Origin of the sequence: Vibrio sp. (assembly GCF_038138445.1) — a bacterium.
In the GTDB taxonomy this organism is placed as follows: Bacteria; Pseudomonadota; Gammaproteobacteria; order Enterobacterales; family Vibrionaceae; genus Vibrio.
Genome location: NZ_JAYQDQ010000071.1, coordinates 1 through 21,536, shown reverse-complemented (window position 1 = coordinate 21,536; position 21,536 = coordinate 1). Strand labels below are relative to the sequence as shown.

The following is a 21,536-nucleotide window of genomic DNA, read 5'->3' as shown; positions in this document are numbered from 1 at the left end:
ATGGGATCATTCAATTGATCTGCCGATTAATGTTTAACTGATCGGCATTAGAGCGGCTGCTCTTCCGTTTCATCATCGATAGCAAAAAAGTCTAGATTATTATCAGACTATGCTCCTACTGAGCACATCTAACATTATTTACAACTTCCACGCCACCATTACCAATTTCATCAATCTTTAGCGTGGCACAAAAATAGTTAGGTGAGTCCATAGCCTGAGTCTTTAACTCATAAAAAGTATAGTAGCCACCACTAAAATCAGACTTCACATATTTAAGATGAATTAAGAAGTTATTACCCATCATATTATTTACTTCCGTGCTTTTAGATATCTTATCTAGTGTGCTATTTGATGCCATAACTAAAGATGGGATTAACAATAGTGAAACGAATATAGATAGAATTGTTTTTTTCATAGTAATTACTCCAAAGATTATATTTAATAGAGGGTTTAGTTAATTTCATTAATAGAGACAAGCTCTGGAGTACCATTTATTGGGTGATAAACTTCAACCACAACCGCATAAGTAGGTGCATCTGGGTAAGTAGGTTGCGCATTACAAATAAATTTGTAGCTCATTCCTGCTGTCACACTTGCGGAAACCGCAAAAGGAGAGTAAGACACTCCGACCAAGCCACCTAACGCTTGATAGAAAGTATTGTATTCATTGCGGCTTAATGTTGTGCGATATTCACTCCAGCCACCTGGAATTGATGTCACCGATGCTTCCGCATTGTCGACATTAGCATTAATAAAACTACTTTCATTAGCAAAAGCTAAACATGGTGATAAGAAAGCTAATAATAATTTCTTAAACATAACACATCCCTTTATTAATTTATTGGATCTTATAACTAAATCAATCCTAATCAAGTAATTAAGGTGAGTAAATAATAATTATCTTGATGTGTTTATTTTTTGTGAAAAATAAACACCAAGATTAAATATATATCTCTAGTTAAAAAAGAGTAAAGTATTTTTACTATAAACTATTAATTGAAATAAAATCACACTATAATTATTAGCATTGAAAAATGATTCATGAAACAAGAATAAATATTATAATTTCATCCTTTTGATAATATAAAGAACCTGATATATATAATTAAAAAATCACATTTTAAATATGCTAAAGCACAATACTGAATTGAGGCCATTTTGGTTGTGATTATTCACCGTCGCGAGCGGACGATTGACTGGCAATTGAAATAGATTTGCACCTAAGCGGTAGAGCTGAGTGTCAGCGTAAGCAAACAAACGGCCTTGCAACAGACGGTCTTCAGATGGCTCGATTCCCGGAATAAGGTTTGACGGCGCAAAGGCTGACTGCTCGGTATCTAGAAAGAAGTTTTCAGGTATCCGGTTAAGCGTCATAGTGCCGACTTTTTTATCCGGTACATTAAGCCAAACTTTAGTCGCATCAAGGCCATTATAATCGAGCTTACTGAGCTCTTCTGGTGACAACACCTTGACGTATAAATCCCATTTCGGGTAGTTACCACGACTGATTTCGGTATATAAATCATTAGTCAGATGATTAAAATCCTGACTTTGCACTTTAGCCACTTCATTTGGGCGAAGACTCTCTACACCTTGCTGGCTCTTCCACTCAAACTTTACATAATTAACATCACCTTGGGTGTTAATCCATTTGTAAGCGTGGACACCAAAACCATTCATGGTGCGATAACTAGCAGGCGTACCCAGATTACTATACACCCAAGTCAACATATTGGTTGAGCTAGGCTCATGACTAAAGAAATCAAAAAATCGGTTTGGGTCCTGAACATTGGTCACGGGCGATGGTTTGAGAGAATGCACCATATCCGGAAATTTAATCGAATCACGGATAAAAAACACTGGTAGGTTATTACCCACTAGGTCCCAGTTGCCTTGCTCAGTATAAAACTTGGTAGCAAAACCACGTGGATCGCGAAGGGTTTCAGGGGAGCCTTTTGAGTGAACCACTGTCGAGAAGCGCACAAATACAGGTGTCATCCTACCACTTTTGGTAAAAGGAGCCGATGCAGTCAGTTCACTAAAATCACCCGAGGCAACGAACTCACCATGAGCCCCTGTACCACGTGCATGGACTACACGCTCTGGGATGCGTTCTCTGGCAAAGCGCTGAAGCTTCTGGATAAGATGAACGTCTTGCAATAATACGCTGCCGTTTTCTCCAGCAACGATTGAATTCTGATTGTCTCCAACTGGTGCGCCATTATCTGTTGTAAGAGTTTGCGCTTGTATCGATACGCTAAACACGCCCACTGTAATAAACAAAGATATTTTTGACATCTGCATGGCTGCTCTCCAATGCATGCTAATCCACTGACTCATCGAGTAGTCAATAGATACTCAAAAGCCCTTTTCCGCCCGAAAAACACTATATCTTCAATGGTTAAGTTTGTTTAATGGGAAACAACAATAGAATCAATAGGGATAATCGATGAAATCTTTTTGGCAGGTCATCGATTTAGCGAGGGAGAGCTTTGAGACGTGACGGCTTACCGCTATAGTCAGAGGAAAACCGTCAATTGAGTAGCTGAATTTTTTACTGCTTTGTTTTTACAATAAGGCGTAGTAAGCCCAGCTTAACACTTTGAATATAAGCAGATGTCTGAAATTGAGATAACAGCATACTACCTTCCATAGAGGTAAAGAACAGCCGGGCATAAACTTTTGCGTCAAATGCATCAATAAAATCACCGTCTTTGACCCCTTGTTCTACCACACGGGCAATCCATGTTTCATTCATCTCAACAAAGCTATTGAGCGGCAGAGTGACTTCCTCCGCGAGCGAGGAAATATCTGATGCATACATACCACAGAGACACAATTTGTTGCTGTCTCGTACATTCACAAACACTTCAGCCAAAGCACTTAGCTTACCTGCTGCACTATCCTGTTGCTGGTCAATATTGTTTAATTGAGCGCCATAGCGCTCAAGGTAGCGTTCAAACACCACCTTGGCTAAGTCTTGCTTGGTTTTGAAGTGATAATGAATACTGGCTGTTTTAATGCCAAGCTCATTTTGAATATCGCGAAAGCTAAAACCATTAAACCCTCGGCTTTGAATATAGCTCTCAGCAATATCGGCAATTTTGGCCGCTGTCGGGCTAAGATTACTCATATGTCACCTCTCAATTTCAATGCCGTCACTCTATCATGTTTATGGCCTATTTGGAGCCAAACAAGCAAGATGAAGGATAAAAATGTTTACGGTAGCCGATTATCCTTTAACCATGACAAGTAAACCGCCCAGAAGGCGGTTTGTATTAGGCAGTGGATAGACATTTATTTTAGTAGAACTTCTGACAGCGCTTCGGCTAATGGGTCAGCAGAAGCCGGACTTTGACCTGTCATCAGTAAACCATCGATAACGACATTGGGTTCCCAGTTTGCTTTACTGAGGTAAGTTGCACCGCGACGTTGTAGCTCATCTTCCAAAGAGAACAACAAATGCTTCAACAGTTCCACTTCTTCATCTTCTGAGTTTTTAAACCCAGTCAACTCTTTACCTTTCACTAAGTATTCACCGTTTGTTAGTTTCACATCACGAAGGATAGCTGGTGCATGACAAACCATTGCAACCGGACGATTGCTTTCGTAAAAGTCTTTAATAAGCTTGATGGTGTACTGATCAGAAGCTAAATCGGTCAACAGACCATAACCACCAGGGAAAAATACCGCATCAAAGGTGTCGTAGTCCACTTCACGAAGCTTACGAGTGTGACGCGCTGCAAACATAGCCACAGGATCATTCAAAAAACGTTCTGTGTATTGAGTTGTGAACGGGACCTTCATGCTCAATAGATCGATGGGTGCTTCACCTCCATTTGGCGAGGCAAATACTACTTCATGACCTGCTTCAGTGAGAATGTAATAAGGCGCGGCAAGCTCAGTAAACCAAGTACCTGTTTGTTTACCACTAATACCAAGCTCATCGACAGAAGACATCACAAGAAGAACGCGTTTTTGTTGGTTACCAGTATTCATTATCACCTCAATATACCTATTAGTAGGTAGTTTGTTTTTTCAAAAAAAGGAGAGCTAAATAGTTTGCTCCCCGTGGATTGATTATTACTTTAGATATTTATTTTTCATTGGTCAACAGTTTTATCTACCTACCAATAGGTAATCGATAAGGTATCGCAATAAGCTATTGAATCTTATACTTTTTAATTATTAATCTTTTCTTGTGAGTCTGTCATGATGTGATGAAAAGTGTAAAACTCTGGAGTTTATCCATATAAAGCCAAAAAATTTTGAGGTACCTGATCCCTTTGGGCGTATAGATTTTAACCAATCATAATCTATTGGGAGGACGTTCACTTTACCACTACCTGGAGGCAACGACTTGCAAACAATACCCCACCAGCAAAAGTCAAGATTACAGTACTAAGACAACACCTCTTTTAACACAGAAAAGACCATGATTTGCAAAGACCTTTACACGCTAAACCTTACCTAATATTTTCATCAACATACCGAAATCGAGTGCAATTGCATATTTATCATGAATGCTTATTGATTATTTCTAAATTATAATGATAATGATTTTCATTTAATTGTAGTGATTTGTGAAAGGGTGAAGGATTATGACGGCTTTAAGCCTCGCAGATGCCAACGAAGTGGATAACATGTATCGTGAACACCATGGTTGGCTTTCATTATTTGTTCAGAGGAGACTAACCTGCCCTCAGGTAACTGCTGATTTAGTTCAAGACACCTATGTTCGTTTACTTGTCAGCAAAAAGCTACCACAACGCCAAGATTCTCGCCGTTATTTAACCCATATCGCTAAAGGCCTAGTTGTAGATCTCTATCGCCGCAGGCGTATCGAATCTGCTTATCTTGATATGTTAGAACAGCAACCTTCAGAATTTGCTGTATCGGCTGAAGATAAAGTCATAATGATTGACATGTTATTCGAAATTGATTCCATGCTACATAAGATGCCTTTTAAAGTAAGACAGGCTCTGATCCTAAGGCAGGTTGAAGGACTGAGTTACAAAGAAATCGCCCAGTGTCTTGATGTATCCATTTCCTCAGTAGAAAAGTATGTTGCTAGAGCATTACAAACCTGTATCTTGGCCTCAATCGGTAGTTTGGATTAGCAATGGAAAAGGCATCTAGACAGTCGATTAAACAGGCTTCACTTTGGATGGCTCGCATGTTGTCTGAAGAGGTCACAGAGGAAGACAAACGTGCGTTTGAGCTTTGGCGTAGCCGTGAACCTAGCAACGATTATGCGTGGCGCCAGTTAGAATCCCTACAAAAAAAACTGACTTCTCTACCAGACCCTAAAGTTGGAAAAGTCATCTTAAGTCAGTATCGTAAAGGTCTATCCCGTCGACAAATATTGGTATGGAGTGGTGTTTCTATCGCTGCCATGAGTTTAGTTCTTTCAAGTGATGCTGCCATATCAAAGCGAAACAATGAGTACGCCAGCGAAACAGGTGAGATTAAGCCAATTACTCTTTCAGACGGAACTCTAGTCGTGCTCAATACCTCAAGCCGTATTAGGGTCGATTTTGCCAAGGATCAAAGACTGATTCATCTTATCGAGGGAGAAATCATGGTAACAACCAGTCATCATCTCACTCCCTTTTATGTATCAACACCACAAGGCCTTGTTACCCCTTTAGGAACTGTCTTTAGCGTAAGGTTAAAGCAGGACACAACTCAAGTCAGCGTATTTGAGGGTCAAGTTATGAATAGAGCTACCAAAGCTTCAAATAATCAATACCTTGAGACTGGACAAAAAAGTACATTTAGCTCTATGAATTATTATATTAAGAAGCCTTTACTAGCGAATGAAGTTCTATGGACACAGGGTAAAATAGAGGTTTTAGATATGCCTTTAAATGAGTTCTTAGACGAAGTTTCCCGTTACAGAAAAGGAGTGGTGAATATTGAACCTAATTTATCTGATTTAAGAATTTCCGGTATCTATTCGATGAGAGATACAGACACAACCCTTCAAAATCTAAGTAAAATTTTACCAATTCAAGTCCGCTTTAGGACTCGATTCTGGGTCACTATTTCTCGCGAGTTAAGCGAGTAGCATAACTCTTATATAAAGGCTTTCTCACTTAGTTAGCTGATTATTTTAATAATTTATTGAGGCTTTTCCTTTCTCACTCGGTGTAGTCACGGATAACCCATTGAGTTAAGGAAGTATGTGTGCAGTTTTCCACCCTTTCCCGTCGTCTATACATTACTCGAAGTACCCAGCTTGGTTTAGGAACTTTGGTGACCTTTTGTGCTCAGGCTCAGTACTTTGATATCGCAGCTGGTGAGGCAGACACAGTGCTAAATGAGTTTGCTCTGCAAGCCGACATCCAGTATTCGATCAACGCCAATCTCAGCCGAGAAATGTTCAGCATGGGATTACAAGGGGACTATCAGCCTGATGAAGCATTTAGCATCTTGCTTGCTGATATTGGACTCAGTGCTGAGAAACAAAATGACGGTTCATATGTAGTCAATAGCAATGATCAATGGTCATTAGAAGCGATTGACGTTGGAACACGTTTTGAGTCTGATATGAGTCGAGACGAACTTGGCCAAACCAATGTATACGATCAAGATGTTTCAACTGAATATCGAGGTAAAGAGGAAATTGAGCGCTTTAAAGGCTCAGACAGCGCAGACCTATTCAAGGGGATGGCGAATGTATTTAGTGGCGATGCGAGAAATGGTGGTGGTATTGACCCCAGCATTCGTGGTGTTCAAGGCCCAGGTCGAGTCCCAGTTATTATAGATGGTACTGAGCAGGCTATCACGGTAGATAACGGGTATCGAAGTGCATCAAATCGCAGCTTTCTCGATCCAAGTTTGATTGGCGGGATGACCATTCACAAAGGGGCACAAATTAACCCAAATGTGAATACTTCTGTCGGCGGTGCGGTTGAAATTACAACCTTGTCAGCCAGAGATATCGTACCTGAGGGAGAGACCTTTGGTATGGAGTTTATTGGTGAGAGTAGCAGCAACTCAACAAAACCTCGAGAGCCCAGATTATATACTGGACAGGTGTTCAATACCGTTCCCGAATACGCAAACATAGCGCCTAAGGACTTAATTTACACAGACCCAGCTTTAGTCGTGTATCCAGAACAAAAGCAAGACAATAACCCACTAAACGGTGAAGATGTTGCCTATCGATTGGCAATATCAGGTATCAAACCAAACTATGAATGGTTAACTGCGTATGCATATCGCAACAGAGGGAATTATTTTGCTGGTAAAAACCACTCTGGATTTTATAACCAACCTTTGGATGGGGACGAGTCTCAAGAAATAGACAACCGTAGACTTTTTATTCAGCCAGAACATTTGGCAACGGTATATTACCCAGGTCAAGAAGTACCCAACACCTCTTCTGAAATGGAATCCATACTTGGAAAGTTTGCGTTTAGCCTTAGCCCTTATACCAAAATAGAGCTCGGAGGACGTTACACTCAAACGATTCATGGCGGGATTCTTGCTGATCGTGCAGAAACTCGTTATTTGTCGGGTTTGGCTCAGTGGCCGCTAAACGAAGTTCAATTGCAAGCCTATAACCTTAAACTACGTTCTCAGCCCGATAATCCTTACATCGATTTCTCCTCTAATCTATGGGCAACTATGTCCAATATTGGATCTAATGTTGGCTCTGGTTCACCCAACTATGCATCGAGCGCTACTTCCGTTATCAAAAACCTTGCTCATATCAATACGGAAGAAGACCGTTATGGTATGAATTTTAGTAATAAAATGCGTTTTGGTAGTGATGTTGACGTCACCCTTTCAGGGCGTTATCAATACCATAGGCTAGCGCCTAAAGGTGATCTAAATACGGCAATACAAGAATATGGAGTCGTGCGCGCCGGTGAGCGAACAGAGTATACTGCCAGCACCAATATTGAGTGGCGCGCCAGTGATAGCTTTATTTTCAATGCTGGTCTCCGCTATGGCTATTACAAGAGCATTGATAACTACGTTAAAAACCGTCTTGCCGCGGGAGATACTAAAAACTTGCAGCAAGCTAAACCAGATGGTTATGCCCTCTCCTATCAGCTAAATATCCCCATTACAGATGAAAATCGCGATGCGTATCTTTCTGGTGTAGAAAATACCATTCGCAATCAAACCAGCACAAGGATCATACAACTTCAAGATTCACTAAATATAATGCCTGCTGGTCATCCGGCCCGCGTTATTATTCAGCAGCAATTGAATACCGCAATCGCAGAGCAAAATACCACGATTGACCAAGAGGTAGCAAAAGCACGGCAGCATACCTCTTATATTCAACAGATGACTTCAGAATGGAAACACGATGAACAAGGGCAATATAGCGCTCAGGATAATGCTTGTATTACTTCTGCAGGCAACTCCAATTATGTTCAAGGCAGTTGTAGTGTGAGCACGATGGAGTCAAGGTCAATCAGCAACTATACCAATACAGAATCAAGTGATGGGGGATGGATGCCGTCTGCTACATTGACATGGCTGATGACAGAAGAGAGCCGCAGCTACATTCGCTACGCAGAATCATTACGTTTCCCAAGTATGTTTGAAAGTACAGTCGGCTTTTCCGCTATGTATTTACCCTCATCACCCCTTAAACCAGAACGCTCCAAACTATGGGAAGTGGGATATATTCACTATTTCGACAATGCCAACGCTAAATTGACTTACTTTGATCAAGTCATTGAGGATGTGATGGATAGAAACACCTTTCTCAAAACGACTAGCTCTGCCAACTTAGATAAGATGACCACGCGTGGCCTAGAGCTGCAATTAGATTACGACAATGGCGATTATTTCTCCGATCTTTCCGTTGCTTACAATCTAGAAAATGAAGTATGCGATCAGAGCTCAGCAGCACAGCGCTTCACATCTGATATAGATGATTATGGCATTGCAGAATATAAAGAATGCAGAAGAGGCGGGTTCAGCAATACCAGCTATTTGGCGGGTAAATCCCCGCCAGAAATCACAGGTAGCCTTCATATTGGCACACGCCTTTTTAACCAAAAATTTATAACAGGAGCGCGGGCTAATTATACCGAAGGCAGTCATAGTGATGATTATGTCAAGCGCAATGACGTCACCACTTTGGACGCTTATATTGGTTATGCTTACAACGATAATTTCCAGTTTGAAGTTCGCGGCAGTAACTTAACCAATATTTACTACTTAGAACCCGGCGCTATTACTGGCTTACCGGCACCTGGTCGCACTATTACTCTTAAATTAACCAGCCGCTTTTGATGAAAATTGAGCCATTAGATTACGGATTTGTCACTGTCATTCGGTGAGTTAAATGAAGCCACAAAAGGAAATGAAAATCATTTACCTATTTGTAGTGGATAAAAATTTATCGTCTAGACAAGGAAATAATAATGAATACTGTACGACTTTCATGGGCCTCAGCTGTTCTACTGGGTTTAAGCTCCATGGCTCACGCTGGGTTTGATGGCGCCATCAGTGATAACCAACATCGCCAAGTAGGTGAATCAGAAGTTTGGATTCCCTTTATTCATACCAAGGGTAAAGCAGGTATTGGCAGTACCAATGGTAAGAGGGTTGATTTTGGCGGCCTTGCGTATCTTGCAAGTCAAAACGGTGATGTTTATACCTCTGGTAGTGACCACAATAACTCAAAATATGTCTTCTCTCAGGTGGCTGGACAAGATATCTGGTTTGGTGAGTGGTCATCAGGAAGCGATAACGGCCAACCTATCGATCGTGCTGTCTACTATGTCGGTGATGATACAGGCACTACAGTACCAACATCTGGCACTGCAACTTACACAGTCGCAGGGATAAACAATGGGGCAACATTAGCAGGAACTTTTACCGCTGACTTTTCTGCACAAACTCTAAGTGGAACGATTGCTAACTCCAACCTTAAAGTTGAATTACTTAGTAATACCATTGATGCCTCTTCTGCCCAGTTCTCAGGCTATGCTATTGCCAACGATGCAGAGCTTGGTCAATCTCAGGGCCACTTCTTTGGCGCAAACGCATCCGCTTTAGCTGGTTTTGCAAAATTCGAAGGTAATAGTTCGCTAGATACTGCATTTGGCGGTAGTAAGAACTAACTCTCAGTTGCTTTTTCCATACAAGGAGCAAACTACTTGCTCCTTCTTCTAGCTAAAGTGTCCCATGCAAATTCATCATTTTATATATTTCGCAAGTATTATTGTCTGCGCGAATTACCCATTTATGGTCTCAGCAGATCAAGATAAGAACTTGCGTATTGAACAACGCGATGCACTTTCGTCTAAAAAGAATGAAAATGCATTAATCGAACAAGAGTTACAAAAAGAGCGTCAAATCGAAGAATCTGAGTTTAAATCACAGACCAAAATATCCCAAACAGCCGATGAACTTGGTCCTGCTCTGCATTTATCAGTGAAACAACGTCAATGGAAGCTTGTACGAAGCTTACTCAATACATATAAAAACCTGAACGATAGCGATCCCATGCTGGTTCATTATGCGTCAGGCGCATTAGCTCGACATGACAAAGATTATGATAGTGCAGAGAGGCATTACCTGGCTCTACTTGATATACAGAGTCCATTTTTACCCGGTGAGCTGGAGTTAGCCCGAGTATGGTTTGAAGATAAAAAAAATGCGTCTTCCTTAGCCCTATTTAAAGACATCCTTCAACGCTTGCCTACCGATAACCCGCAAACCCATGGAGTGAGACAAACAGTAACGAGTTTTATCAATGCTCTGGAATATCGCGAAACCTGGCAAGGGTCATTATCATTTGGTCCAACCTTCAATGACAACCTCAATTTGTCATCAGAAGACTCCTTATGTCTTAGTTATTTGGCAAATGGCCAATGCTGGATACAAAGGACTGCAGCGAAGAAGAAATCGGCCTATGGCATGGACTTAGATGTCAGTCTAAACAGACGTATATCTCTAACTGGTCACCATGGAATCCAATTACGAAGTTTCGCTTACGGGACAAACTATCAAAATCACAAAGAACATAATCAACACACCTTCAACATCGCGATGGGTTATAGCTATCAGACGGCAAGTCATCAGTTAAGCATACTGCCACAATACGAGTATCGAGCTTTGTCAAATCAGACGCTTCACACTTCGACAGGGCTGAGAGTAGATTGGCTGACAAACCTGACTCAGAGCTCAGCATTAAAATTTGAGGTGAGAACAGAATACTTGAACTTTCGCCCAAGCCAACTCAATTATCAATCAGACTGGCAGTGGTCAGTATTTGGAACTTATTGGCATCAAATTTTTGATAAATGGCTTGTTTTTGGGGGGTTAGATTGGACATTGAAACAAAACGATCAAGCCGTTCATGAGTATCAGTTGTGGGGAGGACGACTAGGCTTATACAAGTCTTTGGCTTCGATAGATACGGATGTCACATTATTTACGTCACTTCGGCAACGCCGATACGGTGACTATAATGCGATGATCGGCGGACTTCGTGACGATACTGAATCAAATATTACCTTGATGACAACCTTTCCCGAGCTATTTTCTGGCTTTAGGCCACTGATTGAAGCTAAGTTCAATCATACCAATAGTAGCATCGATTGGTTGTATAGCTATAACCAACAAGAATACAGTATTAAGTTAGAAAAAAGGTTTTAGATTTTTCGGATTTTCACCTAATAAGATTACGGTTTTTTAATTCTTGTTCGGTGTAAAAGATATAGAGCGCTGTTTTAACAAGCGCCACAATTATAAAACGTCAATGTGGGTAAAACGATGCAAGGCTTAGGCAGACTATTAATAGTGGTATTTATTTTAATCTCCACCTTTGTAATAGCAGGGGGCAAATCGGGTAGTGAACACTCACTTCCAACACAAGAAACAGTTATTGAGAAAGCGTCTGATGATGTACCTCTAGAAAGAGGGTCTGCCATCCACAATGAAAAGGTTACTTTACCACAACATGACCTTTCTCCCTATGGCATGTATTTGTCAGCAGATTGGGTGGTAAAAGCTGTGATGTTACTATTACTGGCTGCATCCATTGTCACTTGGTCAATTGCGATTGCGAAACAATTGCAGCTGCGTGTTTCATGTCGACGAGCTAAGTATATTCTTACCGAATTGCTCGACTCGGAGACTTTAGCTGAGGGTAAGCTGCGCTGCCATGAGGCACAAGGAGCAGGTCTGCACTTGCTCAGCGCCACAGTAAAAGAATTAGAACTCTCGGCGAGAGCGGATAAAGATAATGGCATAAAAGAGCGCCTACAGTTAAGACTTGAACGTGTTCAAGTTGGATTGAGTCGCACAATACTCGCCGGAACTGGCGTGCTGGCAACGGTAGGCTCTGTGGGCCCCTTTGTTGGATTATTAGGTACGGTTTGGGGGATCATGAATGCATTTATCGGTATTGCTAAATCTCAAAACACCACTTTAGCCGTTGTTGCACCGGGTATTGCCGAAGCATTGCTAGCAACCGCTATTGGACTTATTGCTGCCATTCCCGCCGTTGTGCTTTATAACCACTTTACACGGGGGGTCGGTCACTACCGAGCCTTGATAGCTGATATTTCGGCTGCTTTGATGGTGTTGGTTAGTCGCGATCTTGATCGCACCCCTATCATTGATGAAAAAATATAGCCTAGTAGAGGTAATATAGATGGGCTTTAAGGTCTCTTCTCAACCTGATGAATTAGTCGTCAATCATGAAATCAATGTGACTCCTTTTGTGGATGTCATCTTGGTACTGTTGATTATCGTCATGGTTGCTGCACCTCTCGCAACCGTGAATGTCCCTATTGATTTGCCAACCTCTTCTGCTACGCCAACGCCTCAGCCCAAACAACCATTTTATCTCACGGTTAACACTGAGTTAGTATTAACTTTGGCAGAAGAGCGTGAAGTAACGCTAGACCAACTCCCTGACGCCCTCAGTGAAATACTTCCCAATAAAGAGCAGAGAATTTATCTTCGCGCAGACAAGAGCCTGAGTTATCAAAGCTTAATGAAAGTAATCAATACTTTGGCTGAAGCTGAATACACACAGATTGCCCTTGTTGGCCTCGAACAAGTCGAGACTCAACATCGATGAAATTTAACTCTGCTGACATCAAGCCACCAAATGATGGTTTTGGCCCTTGGCTTATTGCTGGTATGGTAATAAGTGCTATTTTGCACCTAATGGCTGCCTTGTATATTTGGTACCAACCAAAGAATTTAACCCTCCCCACTCATTCCGCGATTCCGGTCAATGTGATGTTAGCGGCTTCAATTGCCGCTCCCCGCACAGAAAAAAATGCGTTGAATCATGGTCCAAAACAAAGGGAGACTATTGATTCAGTTGCCACACAAACCAAGACACCCTCACCCCAGCCGACAAAAAGTAAAACAGCAAAAGACAAATCCGTAAAAGAGCAGCCTTCGCCAATTAATGTCCGCGAATCGGCCCGATCAAGCGATATAGTAACCAAGAGCAATAAGAAGACCGCAAAAAAAAACCCAGAAGCTGAGAGAGAAATTTCAAAACCTGAAAATAGAATAAACGATCCAATAGCAAGCAAGTCAAATTCGGTCTCTCAGGTAGAAAGAAACATACCCAAGGTTCAGGTAAATAAAGACAGCCCAAAACCCCAAGGAGCGTCTGGTGCTTTTAGCAGCCACATTAAAAAAGTGAGGCAGAACTGGAAACAAAAGCTCGTTATGCATTTAGAGCAACATAAGCAGTATCCAAGACGTGCAAAAAGAATGCGTAAACAAGGTATGCCAGTTATTCGCTTTACCATGGACCGCTCAGGAAAGGTATTAGGTGTTAAATTAGTTCGAAGCAGCGGAACAAAATCGTTAGACAACGAAGCGCTGGCTTTAGTGCATCGCTCAATGCCACTGCCCCTTCCACCGGATGAAATAACAGGAGACACCTTAAGCTGGACTTTACCCGTTCGATTTTATGTTCAATAACTCTAATACTTCAAAATTTTAGATGGGCAATAACTTCCATCTAAAATTTTAAACCCATTGCCCAGCCACAAAGCCTGAGCTCCAGCACCATTGGAAGTTATAGCCACCGAGCCAACCTGTCACATCCACTACTTCGCCAATAAAATATAGGCCTGCTATGTCTTTACATTGCATCGTCTTGGATGAAATATGTTCGGTACTCACACCGCCCAAGGTAACTTCTGCGGTGCGATAGCCTTCTGTGCCATTAGGCATGATGCGCCAATTCTCAAGTTTCTCTGTGACTTCTATTAGCTGTTTAGAAGTGAACTGCTTAAGTGGCTTATCTGTGAGGGTTTTACGCTCTATCAGAACCTCTACTAAACGCTTGGGCAGCACTTTAGCTAAGGTATTTTTCAAACTCTGGTTAGGGTGCTTTTCAAGATTACTAGCCAGCAAAGCATCGACATCCACATCAGGAGTCAAGTTAATCGTAACCGCTTGTCCTGCCCTCCAGTACGAGGATATTTGCAGCACAGAAGGACCAGATAAACCTCTGTGGGTAAACAGCAAAGCTTCTTTAAATATTGTGCCATCTTGGGCAGTAATCTCAGCATCGACGGCAATACCTGACAACTCAGCAAACGCTTCTTTATCCTCTTTATGAAGAGTAAAAGGCACAAGGCCTGCAGTGGTTGGTTCGATATTTAAGCCAAACTGCTCAGCCACTTTATAGCCAAATGGCGTTGCGCCTAGCTTTGGCATTGACAGGCCACCAGTCGAGATAACAAGCGAATCACACTCAATGGAATGGGTGTTCACATCAAGCACAAAGCCAGACTGGGTCCTTTCGATATGATGGACATCTTGTTGGTAGCGCTGAGTAATAGTGGGCAAATCGCACTCGGCTAAGAGCATTTTAACGATATCTTTTGACGTGTAATCACCAACGCAAAACAGTTGGCCATGGTCGCGTTCTTCAAATTCAATACCATGCTTGCTGACCATGGCAATAAAGTCCCAGTTGGTATATTGAGATAGCGCAGATTTAACAAAATGCGGGTTTTGACATAAGAAGTTGCTCGCCGACACGTCATAGTTAGTGAAGTTACAACGACCACCACCTGCGATGAGAATTTTTCGGCCGGGCTTTTTAGCATGGTCTAGCACCAATACATTACGACCACGTTTACCTGCCTCTGCCGCACACATTAAACCCGCAGCGCCCGCTCCGATAATGACAACATCAAACTTCTCTGTCATAACCTTTCTCAACTTAAACCCAATAAAAAAGGATGTGCATCTAGCACATCCTTAGCCAATTGGCGCTATTCTACCCCCAATTAGAGGCCTTGCCAAATTATCCAGCTACAGAATCATAGCCGCAAAGAGGGTTACTCCGAGTAGAGAACTCGATAGAATAAACAGCTCCCTTACTCTTTCACACTTACCGGTAAAGATTTCATCATGATGATGGTGGTACTCTTTACTCTTCAAATAATGATAAAGCCTAACCTGCTTAGTCACGTTACCATGAGCGGTGAAAAATCCGCCACCATCAACTTGCTGATAAAGCAAGGGGTGTGCTTCGCGCATAATGTATATGAGAGAACGTAAGGCGGTTAAGTATCTGGCCATGTTGACCAAGGTGATTAACATTAGCGTGAATAAAATCGTATCAGCTGTGATCATCTTTTCCTCCCTACATCTTCATCAGAAGCCCAGAAAGAAAAGACGATCTGCCTAGAAAGTCTTATGCTGAAACTTATTCAGCGGGGGCATCCATGATAGAAGATGAACCTTCTTTCGCCAAAGCTGCTAAATCTTTGTCGATAAAGAACAGGGCTTTACCGTCTTCACCAACAAGATCAAGCTTGTCTATGATCCCTTTAAACAACTTCTCTTCTTCGTGTTGCTCTGCGACATACCACTGCAGGAAGTTGAAAGTTGAGTAGTCTTGGGACGTAAAAGCGACGTGGGCAAGCTTATTAATGTTCTGAGTTATCATTTGCTCGTGTTCATAAGTCTCACGGAATACGTCACCTAAACTGGCAAACTCATGCTTAGGGGCTTCAATTGCACCCAAAATTGGCATGGCGCCTGTCTCACTTACGTAAGTAAAAAGTCGCTGCATGTGCCCCATTTCTTCAACCGCGTGTGCACGAAGAAACTCGGCGGCACCTTCAAATCCTTTGTCTTCACACCAAGCACTCATTTGTAAGTATAGATTGGATGAGAAAAATTCGAGATTAATTTGCTCATTCAGTTGATCAACCATCGCCTGTGAAAGCATTTCTTACTCCTAATTAACTTGATTTACTTCAATGAATCTTATCACTACCACACCTTAACACTTTGACGAGTGAATGTGGATCTGAGATCACCTCAACAAAAACATTTACACCATAATGCTAACCTATCAACAGACACTTAAATGGAGAGTTCACCATGAGTTATCAGCATATATTAGTTGCCGTAGACCTATTAGAAGACAGTAAAACACTCGTCGATAAAGCCGTTTCCCTCGCCAAACCACTCGGTGCTGAAGTGTCTTTTATCCACATTGATGTCAATTATGCCGAGCTTTATACCGGACTAATTGATATTAACTTAGCGGAAACTCAACATCAGGCCATCGAAGCCTCGCAGCAGCAGTTACAAAAGTTTGCTAAACACGCCAATTACCCGATTAAACATACCCTAGTGGGCAGTGGTGACCTGGGCAATGAACTGTGCGATACCATCAGAGAGTTTAATGTTGATATCGTGGTTTGCGGCCACCATCAGGATTTTTGGAGCAAGATCTTATCTTCAACAAGGCAGCTCATTAACTGCTCTCCTGTCGATATGTTGGTCGTGCCACTTAATGACTGACCCTGCTTGCTTTTTGGTATAGACTGCTGGCCATTTATTGATAATGAGTATTGATTATGGCTTATCTGTCTGCCGTCACCCTTTTGTGGGCATTCTCGTTTAGCCTGATCGGTGTGTATCTCGCTGGTCAGGTAGATTCTTGGTTCTCTGTGCTAATGCGTGTTGCTTTAGCAAGCTTAATGTTTATTCCATTCTTAAAATTTAGGGGTGTAGATAAAAAGCTGATTGCCAAGCTTATGACCGTGGGAGGAATTCAACTCGGTTTAATGTATTGCTTCTATTATCAATCTTTTCTTTTACTCTCTGTACCAGAAGTACTGCTATTTACCGTGTTTACCCCCATTTATGTCACTTTGATCTACGACTTACTCAAAGGGCGTTTTTCACCCTGGTATCTAGTTACCGCGATTATCGCCGTCGCTGGCGCCGCATTAATTAAATTTGCTGGGATTAATGAAAACTTCCTACTTGGCTTTCTGGTGGTTCAGGGAGCAAACCTTTGCTTTGCTATTGGTCAAGTCGGTTACAAATACATCTTGGAAGATCAGCCTGTAAACCTATCTCAGCATACGATCTTTGGCTATTTCTACCTCGGTGCTCTGTGCGTCGCTGTCGTTGCGTTCAGCTTGCTCGGCAACTTAGAACGTATGCCAACCACCAACACACAGTGGGGCGTGCTTATTTACCTGGGCATTATGGCGTCTGGATTGGGTTATTTTGGCTGGAATAAAGGAGCAACCTTAGTCAACGCAGGTGCGCTAGCAGCAATGAACAACGCCTTGGTTCCAGCAGGACTGATTGTCAACATAGTCATTTGGAATAGAGACGTCGATTTAACTCGTTTAGCCCTGGGCGGCGCGGTCATCATGCTGTCACTATGGTTTAACGAAACTTGGGTAAAACGCAAAGTAGCACTCAGTTACCAATCTTAGCACCAATGATATTAGCTCTCCCTATGGAGAGCTTTTTAATGCATGTTACTCGTTTGCAAGCGGGCCTTTTTCAGATCAGACAACTGAGTCATATCAAGACAAGCTCTTAACTTAGCTTCACGCTTTAATAACTTTCTCATCTTTTTCGCTAGTTTGAGCAATTTCTTTTGCTGTTTATATTGCTTTTTCAGTGCTTTTTGAGCCCTTTTAATCTCTTTAGTACCGGTATATTCAAGCGAGCGTTCTGGAGAGATATTAGGCTTGTCATTGGCCTTTTGTTTGGCCTGTTCAACAACCTTTTTCACCAATTGGGATTTATCTTCCGCTACAGAGCCAAGCTGTTTATCTGTCGCATTATGGGGTGATAGAGTCGAAAGAGATGCTGGCTTACAAAGAGCAGCCTTATCAGCCGAGCAACGTGCACACGAGCGACACACAAACTTAGGCTCAGCCACCAAGCGATGAATATCACTCAATCCTTCGGCAATTTGCTTGCGGTTCATCTTACACAAGCTTTTGGTCATGCAAACACTCCAGACAAGAATACGAATAATTCTTACTATGATATACCCATGTCAGAGTTTAATGGCAAGCATAAAAGTAAAACTTGAGGCCGCTAGTCTAAATTAGCTCATTGACGCGTTGACATAGACATCAAAGCGGTTTTTTTTGGTTTCAATTGCCATGGTCGGTTTATGCTCTCCTAACCACTTGGCATAATCAGGACGCTTGACCACGACTCTTTTTTTCGCCATGGCTAAAGCTGGAGACAGCAAGTCATCAGCATCGAGATCGGCACCAACCAGAGACTGAAAGACGCGCATTTCCTTTTTAACCAATGCTGATTTCTTTTTCCCTTCTGGGTGTGGATACATGGGATCCAAATAAACCACATCAGGTCTATCAAACTTGGTGTCATTAAGGAGTGATTCGAGGGCACTATGGCTGGAAGTATGGTTCAACGAGAGACGCTCGCTGACCCAATCACCTATTTCAGGATCACTCTTAGCACGCAGTAATCCATCATCAAGCAAAGCAGCTACGACAGGGTTACGCTCCAACATCTGAACTTTACAGCCAAGAGACGCTAGCACAAAGGCATCTCGGCCAAGCCCAGCGGTTGCATCTAGAACACTTGGTATTGCACCCTTGTTCATGCCTATCGCTTTGGCAATCGCCTGCCCTTTACCACCACCAAATTTGCGCCTGTGAGCAGCTGCACCACCAGCAAGATCAACATAAATGGCACCAAGCTTAGGCTCATCCATTTTCCTTAACTCCAACCGCTGCGAAGTCAAAACCAAAGCAAAAGGGCTTTGCTCATCATGCGTAAGTCCCCATCGAAATGACAAGTCTTTCAATTGTTGATTGAGGCTGAAGTCTTCGCTGATAAGTTGTAGCTGCAAGTGTTGGCTCCAAGACTAAGATCGAAAAACAGGCGGGCAAGTGTAATAGATTTCGTCTTTGGTGACTATTTTTGATTGCCTGATGCAAGCAGTTCGTCAACTAAGGTGGCAAGTGGCTTAGGAATACCAATCAAATAGCCTTGAGCATAGTCAACCTCCAGCTCAATGAGCAGGTCGAGAATGCGATTATTTTCGACAAATTCAGCCACCGTCTTTTTACCCATCTGCTTAGCCAGATCATTGATAGAACGGACCATAAGATGGTCTCCATCATTGACATCAATCTCGCGCACGAACAGGCCATCAATCTTAACAATATCAACTGGCAGCTTTTTAAGATAACCAAACGAAGACAAACCAGAGCCAAAATCATCAAGCGCTATTTTACAACCAAGCTCTTTGAATTGTGTAAACAATGCGATCGCCTGCTTCATGTTGCTCATCGCTGCAGTCTCTGTAATTTCAAGGCAAATCTTATTGCATGGAACTCGGCTAAATTGCAGCTTGTTGAGCAAGAAACTGATAAATTCTTGGTTACCCATTGAGTGCCCCGACAGGTTAATCGAACACATCCCAAGATGTTCTAGAGCCTCTGGGTTTGCTTCAAACCAATCGAGAGCTTGAGTAACCACTTTTTTATCAAGTAGCTGTGCCATGTTGTAACGCTCAGAAGCAGGCATAAAGATACCTGGCGCAATATATTCACCTTCCGCGTCTCGAATACGGATCAGTATTTCAAAATGCATCAAAGGTTCATCTTCATCTAGAGCCAAGATTTGCTGGGCGAATAATTCGATTCGATTGTTAGCAAGAGCGTCATGAACAAAGCTAACGCATTCCATTTCCTGCTCTCTACGACGCAGATCTTCATCATCTTGACAGTAAAGATTGAATCTGTTGCGTCCTTCCTCCTTGGCTGCGTGGCACGCTGTATCGGCTTGTGCGTGTACCATTTGAGGAGACTCAGCAGTATGGTCAATCAATCGAATGCCAATCGAGCAGGTCAAGTTCAATCGAATATCATCCCAGACAAAGTGTTGATCACTAAGGGCCCAAATAATCGAGCTTGCAACGCTTGTTGCATCTCGCTCAGTGCAGTCTTTAAGTAATACCGCAAACTCATCTCCACCCATACGAGCAAGGATAGCGTTATAAGGCAACACCTCTTGGAGCATACTGGCACAAAACTGAATCGCCATATCCCCTGCTTCATGACCTGCGGTATCATTTAACACTTTCAATTGATCGAGATCGAGGTAAAGCATGGCATGAGTTCGCGTATAACTTTCCACTTCAATCAGCGCTTTTTCTAACTCAGCTTCAAACTGATTCCGGTTATAGGTACCCGTTAGTAAATCATACCGCGCTTGATATTCGAGTTGCTCCGCCAAATGCTTAGTTTCGGTAATGTCTTCACCAACAATCAATAAATGCCCAGTTTCAACCAGTGGCCGTATATTTTCTCGAATCCACACTGAGTGGCCATCAGCATGACGATATTCAATTTCTCGTCGCCAAACACCACACATTGCCTGCTTAGGTTGAAGTAAAACCTGCCTTGGCGTGACCGCATCTGAGTGCCAATAGAACTCCACCAGCCGATGACCAAGCAAGCGCTCAGGCTCATAACCAAGTAAGAGTTCAGAAAAATGATTCACTTGCTGAACACAGTTATGTTCATCCAAAGTAATCATCATCACAGGTTGCTGATCATAGTAATGACTTAAATTTGCTTCGCGCTGAAATAGCTTCGTCTCAGTGATTTTTCTCGACGTAATGTCCCGCGCTTCAAAAAGATAATTCACCCCCTGACCATTGTCAGGCAAGGGCTTAAGTGCCACTTCTAACACCATTGCACCCTGCTCTGAATGCCAGATTTCAGCCTCAAACTGGGAGCTTTGCTTGGTGTCTTCATTATCGAAGTAGCGCTTTAGCTGCTTGGCTGAGCTCGTTTCCCAGTGTTGATGTTGCCAGATTGGCCGATCAACACTGTAGTCTTGATGATAAAGCAGTTCTTGAAGCTTACTATTGCAGGAAACGGCTCGGCCATAACCATCAAGGAGCCCAATAAAGTGATAGCTTTGGTCAAATACCATCTCTATCAGCATCTGACTTTCCCTTGCGATCGATTCACTTCTCTTTAACCGACTCAAATAGTAAACCAATGCCATGATAATTAAGGTCAAAAGTACTACAACACTGACAAATACTTTGAGCTCTCGCTGATAGCGTACAGTGAAAGGGACAGGCTTATTAAACAAAATAGTCGAGACCTCACCATCAATTCCCAAGTCCCACTTCTTAACCGCTTGGTAATCCAGCTTAATCTCTGGCGTACCCATTTCGACACTGGGCACTGAGGAATCCCCTGATAATTTAGATAAAAATCATCAAGTTAAGGTAGATG

19 protein-coding genes and 2 pseudogenes are annotated in these 21,536 nt (G+C 42.4%); 10 read left to right on the top strand and 11 right to left on the bottom strand.

The window, feature by feature from the left end:
* Nucleotides 1-115 precede the first annotated feature (115 nt).
* From AAFM34_RS15980 to AAFM34_RS15960, 5 genes and pseudogenes are all read right to left on the bottom strand, one after another.
* On the bottom strand, nt 116-415 hold the full coding sequence (locus AAFM34_RS15980) for a hypothetical protein (protein ID WP_341664501.1): 300 nt from the start codon (nt 413-415) through the stop codon (nt 116-118).
* Between the two features lie 35 nt (nt 416-450).
* On the bottom strand, nt 451-819 hold the full coding sequence (locus AAFM34_RS15975; RefSeq protein WP_341664499.1) for a hypothetical protein: 369 nt from the start codon (nt 817-819) through the stop codon (nt 451-453).
* A 324-nt stretch (nt 820-1,143) separates the two neighbouring features.
* Nucleotides 1,144-2,304, bottom strand: a pseudogene (locus tag AAFM34_RS15970) (catalase); the annotation flags it as partial.
* 250 nt (nt 2,305-2,554) lie between these two features.
* On the bottom strand, nt 2,555-3,133 hold the full coding sequence (locus tag AAFM34_RS15965) for a TetR/AcrR family transcriptional regulator (protein ID WP_341664497.1): 579 nt from the start codon (nt 3,131-3,133) through the stop codon (nt 2,555-2,557).
* Between the two features lie 164 nt (nt 3,134-3,297).
* Nucleotides 3,298-3,999 carry a type 1 glutamine amidotransferase domain-containing protein gene (locus AAFM34_RS15960; RefSeq protein ID WP_341664495.1) on the bottom strand — a complete coding sequence of 234 codons (702 nt, stop codon included), beginning with the start codon at nt 3,997-3,999 and terminating at the stop codon, nt 3,298-3,300.
* Nucleotides 4,000-4,601: 602 nt separating this feature from the next.
* Here AAFM34_RS15960 and AAFM34_RS15955 point away from each other — a divergent pair.
* From AAFM34_RS15955 to AAFM34_RS15920, 8 genes are all read left to right on the top strand, one after another.
* A complete protein-coding gene (locus AAFM34_RS15955; RefSeq protein WP_341664493.1) occupies nt 4,602-5,120 on the top strand; it encodes a sigma-70 family RNA polymerase sigma factor in 519 nt (172 codons plus the stop codon).
* Nucleotides 5,121-5,122: 2 nt separating this feature from the next.
* On the top strand, nt 5,123-6,070 hold the full coding sequence (locus tag AAFM34_RS15950) for a FecR domain-containing protein (RefSeq protein ID WP_341664491.1): 948 nt from the start codon (nt 5,123-5,125) through the stop codon (nt 6,068-6,070).
* A gap of 119 nt (nt 6,071-6,189) precedes the next feature.
* Complete coding sequence (locus tag AAFM34_RS15945) at nt 6,190-9,267, top strand: TonB-dependent receptor domain-containing protein (protein WP_341664489.1); 3,078 nt, start codon at nt 6,190-6,192, stop codon at nt 9,265-9,267.
* 131 nt (nt 9,268-9,398) lie between these two features.
* Nucleotides 9,399-10,100 carry a Slam-dependent surface lipoprotein gene (locus AAFM34_RS15940; protein ID WP_341664487.1) on the top strand — a complete coding sequence of 234 codons (702 nt, stop codon included), beginning with the start codon at nt 9,399-9,401 and terminating at the stop codon, nt 10,098-10,100.
* A 64-nt stretch (nt 10,101-10,164) separates the two neighbouring features.
* The gene (locus AAFM34_RS15935) at nt 10,165-11,640 is read left to right on the top strand and encodes a surface lipoprotein assembly modifier (RefSeq protein WP_341664485.1); all 1,476 of its coding nucleotides are present in this window, start codon (nt 10,165-10,167) and stop codon (nt 11,638-11,640) included.
* A gap of 144 nt (nt 11,641-11,784) precedes the next feature.
* A complete protein-coding gene (exbB, locus tag AAFM34_RS15930) occupies nt 11,785-12,621 on the top strand; it encodes a tonB-system energizer ExbB (RefSeq protein ID WP_371833282.1) in 837 nt (278 codons plus the stop codon).
* A 19-nt stretch (nt 12,622-12,640) separates the two neighbouring features.
* Complete coding sequence (locus AAFM34_RS15925) at nt 12,641-13,072, top strand: biopolymer transporter ExbD (protein WP_341664483.1); 432 nt, start codon at nt 12,641-12,643, stop codon at nt 13,070-13,072.
* Nucleotides 13,069-13,938 (top strand): energy transducer TonB, encoded by an 870-nt coding sequence (locus AAFM34_RS15920; RefSeq protein WP_341664481.1) that lies wholly within the window; start codon nt 13,069-13,071, stop codon nt 13,936-13,938. The genes AAFM34_RS15925 and AAFM34_RS15920 overlap by 4 nt, the downstream gene beginning before the upstream one ends.
* A 48-nt stretch (nt 13,939-13,986) precedes the next feature.
* On the opposite strand, the gene AAFM34_RS15915 is transcribed toward AAFM34_RS15920, so the two are convergent.
* The 3 genes from AAFM34_RS15915 to ftnA all read right to left on the bottom strand — a co-directional run bounded on the left by AAFM34_RS15915 (nt 13,987) and on the right by ftnA (nt 16,210).
* Nucleotides 13,987-15,180 carry an NAD(P)/FAD-dependent oxidoreductase gene (locus AAFM34_RS15915; RefSeq protein ID WP_341664480.1) on the bottom strand — a complete coding sequence of 398 codons (1,194 nt, stop codon included), beginning with the start codon at nt 15,178-15,180 and terminating at the stop codon, nt 13,987-13,989.
* A 105-nt stretch (nt 15,181-15,285) separates the two neighbouring features.
* The gene (gene uspB / locus AAFM34_RS15910) at nt 15,286-15,609 is read right to left on the bottom strand and encodes a universal stress protein UspB (protein WP_114787651.1); all 324 of its coding nucleotides are present in this window, start codon (nt 15,607-15,609) and stop codon (nt 15,286-15,288) included.
* 73 nt (nt 15,610-15,682) lie between these two features.
* On the bottom strand, nt 15,683-16,210 hold the full coding sequence (ftnA, locus tag AAFM34_RS15905; RefSeq protein WP_114787650.1) for a non-heme ferritin: 528 nt from the start codon (nt 16,208-16,210) through the stop codon (nt 15,683-15,685).
* A 155-nt stretch (nt 16,211-16,365) separates the two neighbouring features.
* On the opposite strand from ftnA, the gene uspA reads away from it, so the two are divergent.
* The gene (gene uspA / locus AAFM34_RS15900; RefSeq protein ID WP_341664477.1) at nt 16,366-16,791 is read left to right on the top strand and encodes a universal stress protein UspA; all 426 of its coding nucleotides are present in this window, start codon (nt 16,366-16,368) and stop codon (nt 16,789-16,791) included.
* 56 nt (nt 16,792-16,847) lie between these two features.
* The gene (locus AAFM34_RS15895; protein ID WP_341664475.1) at nt 16,848-17,723 is read left to right on the top strand and encodes a carboxylate/amino acid/amine transporter; all 876 of its coding nucleotides are present in this window, start codon (nt 16,848-16,850) and stop codon (nt 17,721-17,723) included.
* A gap of 35 nt (nt 17,724-17,758) precedes the next feature.
* Here the strand turns inward: AAFM34_RS15895 and AAFM34_RS15890 are convergent, their stop codons facing one another.
* The 3 genes and pseudogenes from AAFM34_RS15890 to AAFM34_RS15880 all read right to left on the bottom strand — a co-directional run.
* Complete coding sequence (locus AAFM34_RS15890) at nt 17,759-18,247, bottom strand: hypothetical protein (RefSeq protein WP_341664473.1); 489 nt, start codon at nt 18,245-18,247, stop codon at nt 17,759-17,761.
* Nucleotides 18,248-18,349: 102 nt separating this feature from the next.
* Complete coding sequence (locus AAFM34_RS15885; RefSeq protein ID WP_341664471.1) at nt 18,350-19,129, bottom strand: class I SAM-dependent methyltransferase; 780 nt, start codon at nt 19,127-19,129, stop codon at nt 18,350-18,352.
* A gap of 65 nt (nt 19,130-19,194) precedes the next feature.
* Nucleotides 19,195-21,495 (bottom strand): annotated as a pseudogene (locus tag AAFM34_RS15880) (EAL domain-containing protein); the annotation flags it as partial.
* Between the last annotated feature and the right edge of the window lie 41 nt (nt 21,496-21,536).

Excerpts from the sequence above, each read along its gene's own strand:
- AAFM34_RS15955 (WP_341664493.1), top strand. The coding sequence starts at position 4,602 with ATGACGGCTTTAAGCCTCGCAGATGCCAACGAAGTGGATAACATGTAT.
- AAFM34_RS15980 (WP_341664501.1), bottom strand. The coding sequence starts at position 415 with ATGAAAAAAACAATTCTATCTATATTCGTTTCACTATTGTTAATCCCA.
- AAFM34_RS15895 (WP_341664475.1), top strand. The coding sequence starts at position 16,848 with ATGGCTTATCTGTCTGCCGTCACCCTTTTGTGGGCATTCTCGTTTAGC.
- AAFM34_RS15950 (WP_341664491.1), top strand. The coding sequence starts at position 5,123 with ATGGAAAAGGCATCTAGACAGTCGATTAAACAGGCTTCACTTTGGATG.
- AAFM34_RS15965 (WP_341664497.1), bottom strand. The coding sequence starts at position 3,133 with ATGAGTAATCTTAGCCCGACAGCGGCCAAAATTGCCGATATTGCTGAG.
- uspB (WP_114787651.1), bottom strand. The coding sequence starts at position 15,609 with ATGATCACAGCTGATACGATTTTATTCACGCTAATGTTAATCACCTTG.
- AAFM34_RS15935 (WP_341664485.1), top strand. The coding sequence starts at position 10,165 with ATGCAAATTCATCATTTTATATATTTCGCAAGTATTATTGTCTGCGCG.
- AAFM34_RS15890 (WP_341664473.1), bottom strand. The coding sequence starts at position 18,247 with ATGACCAAAAGCTTGTGTAAGATGAACCGCAAGCAAATTGCCGAAGGA.
- AAFM34_RS15975 (WP_341664499.1), bottom strand. The coding sequence starts at position 819 with ATGTTTAAGAAATTATTATTAGCTTTCTTATCACCATGTTTAGCTTTT.
- AAFM34_RS15920 (WP_341664481.1), top strand. The coding sequence starts at position 13,069 with ATGAAATTTAACTCTGCTGACATCAAGCCACCAAATGATGGTTTTGGC.
- AAFM34_RS15925 (WP_341664483.1), top strand. The coding sequence starts at position 12,641 with ATGGGCTTTAAGGTCTCTTCTCAACCTGATGAATTAGTCGTCAATCAT.
- uspA (WP_341664477.1), top strand. The coding sequence starts at position 16,366 with ATGAGTTATCAGCATATATTAGTTGCCGTAGACCTATTAGAAGACAGT.
- ftnA (WP_114787650.1), bottom strand. The coding sequence starts at position 16,210 with ATGCTTTCACAGGCGATGGTTGATCAACTGAATGAGCAAATTAATCTC.
- AAFM34_RS15960 (WP_341664495.1), bottom strand. The coding sequence starts at position 3,999 with ATGAATACTGGTAACCAACAAAAACGCGTTCTTCTTGTGATGTCTTCT.
- AAFM34_RS15940 (WP_341664487.1), top strand. The coding sequence starts at position 9,399 with ATGAATACTGTACGACTTTCATGGGCCTCAGCTGTTCTACTGGGTTTA.
- AAFM34_RS15915 (WP_341664480.1), bottom strand. The coding sequence starts at position 15,180 with ATGACAGAGAAGTTTGATGTTGTCATTATCGGAGCGGGCGCTGCGGGT.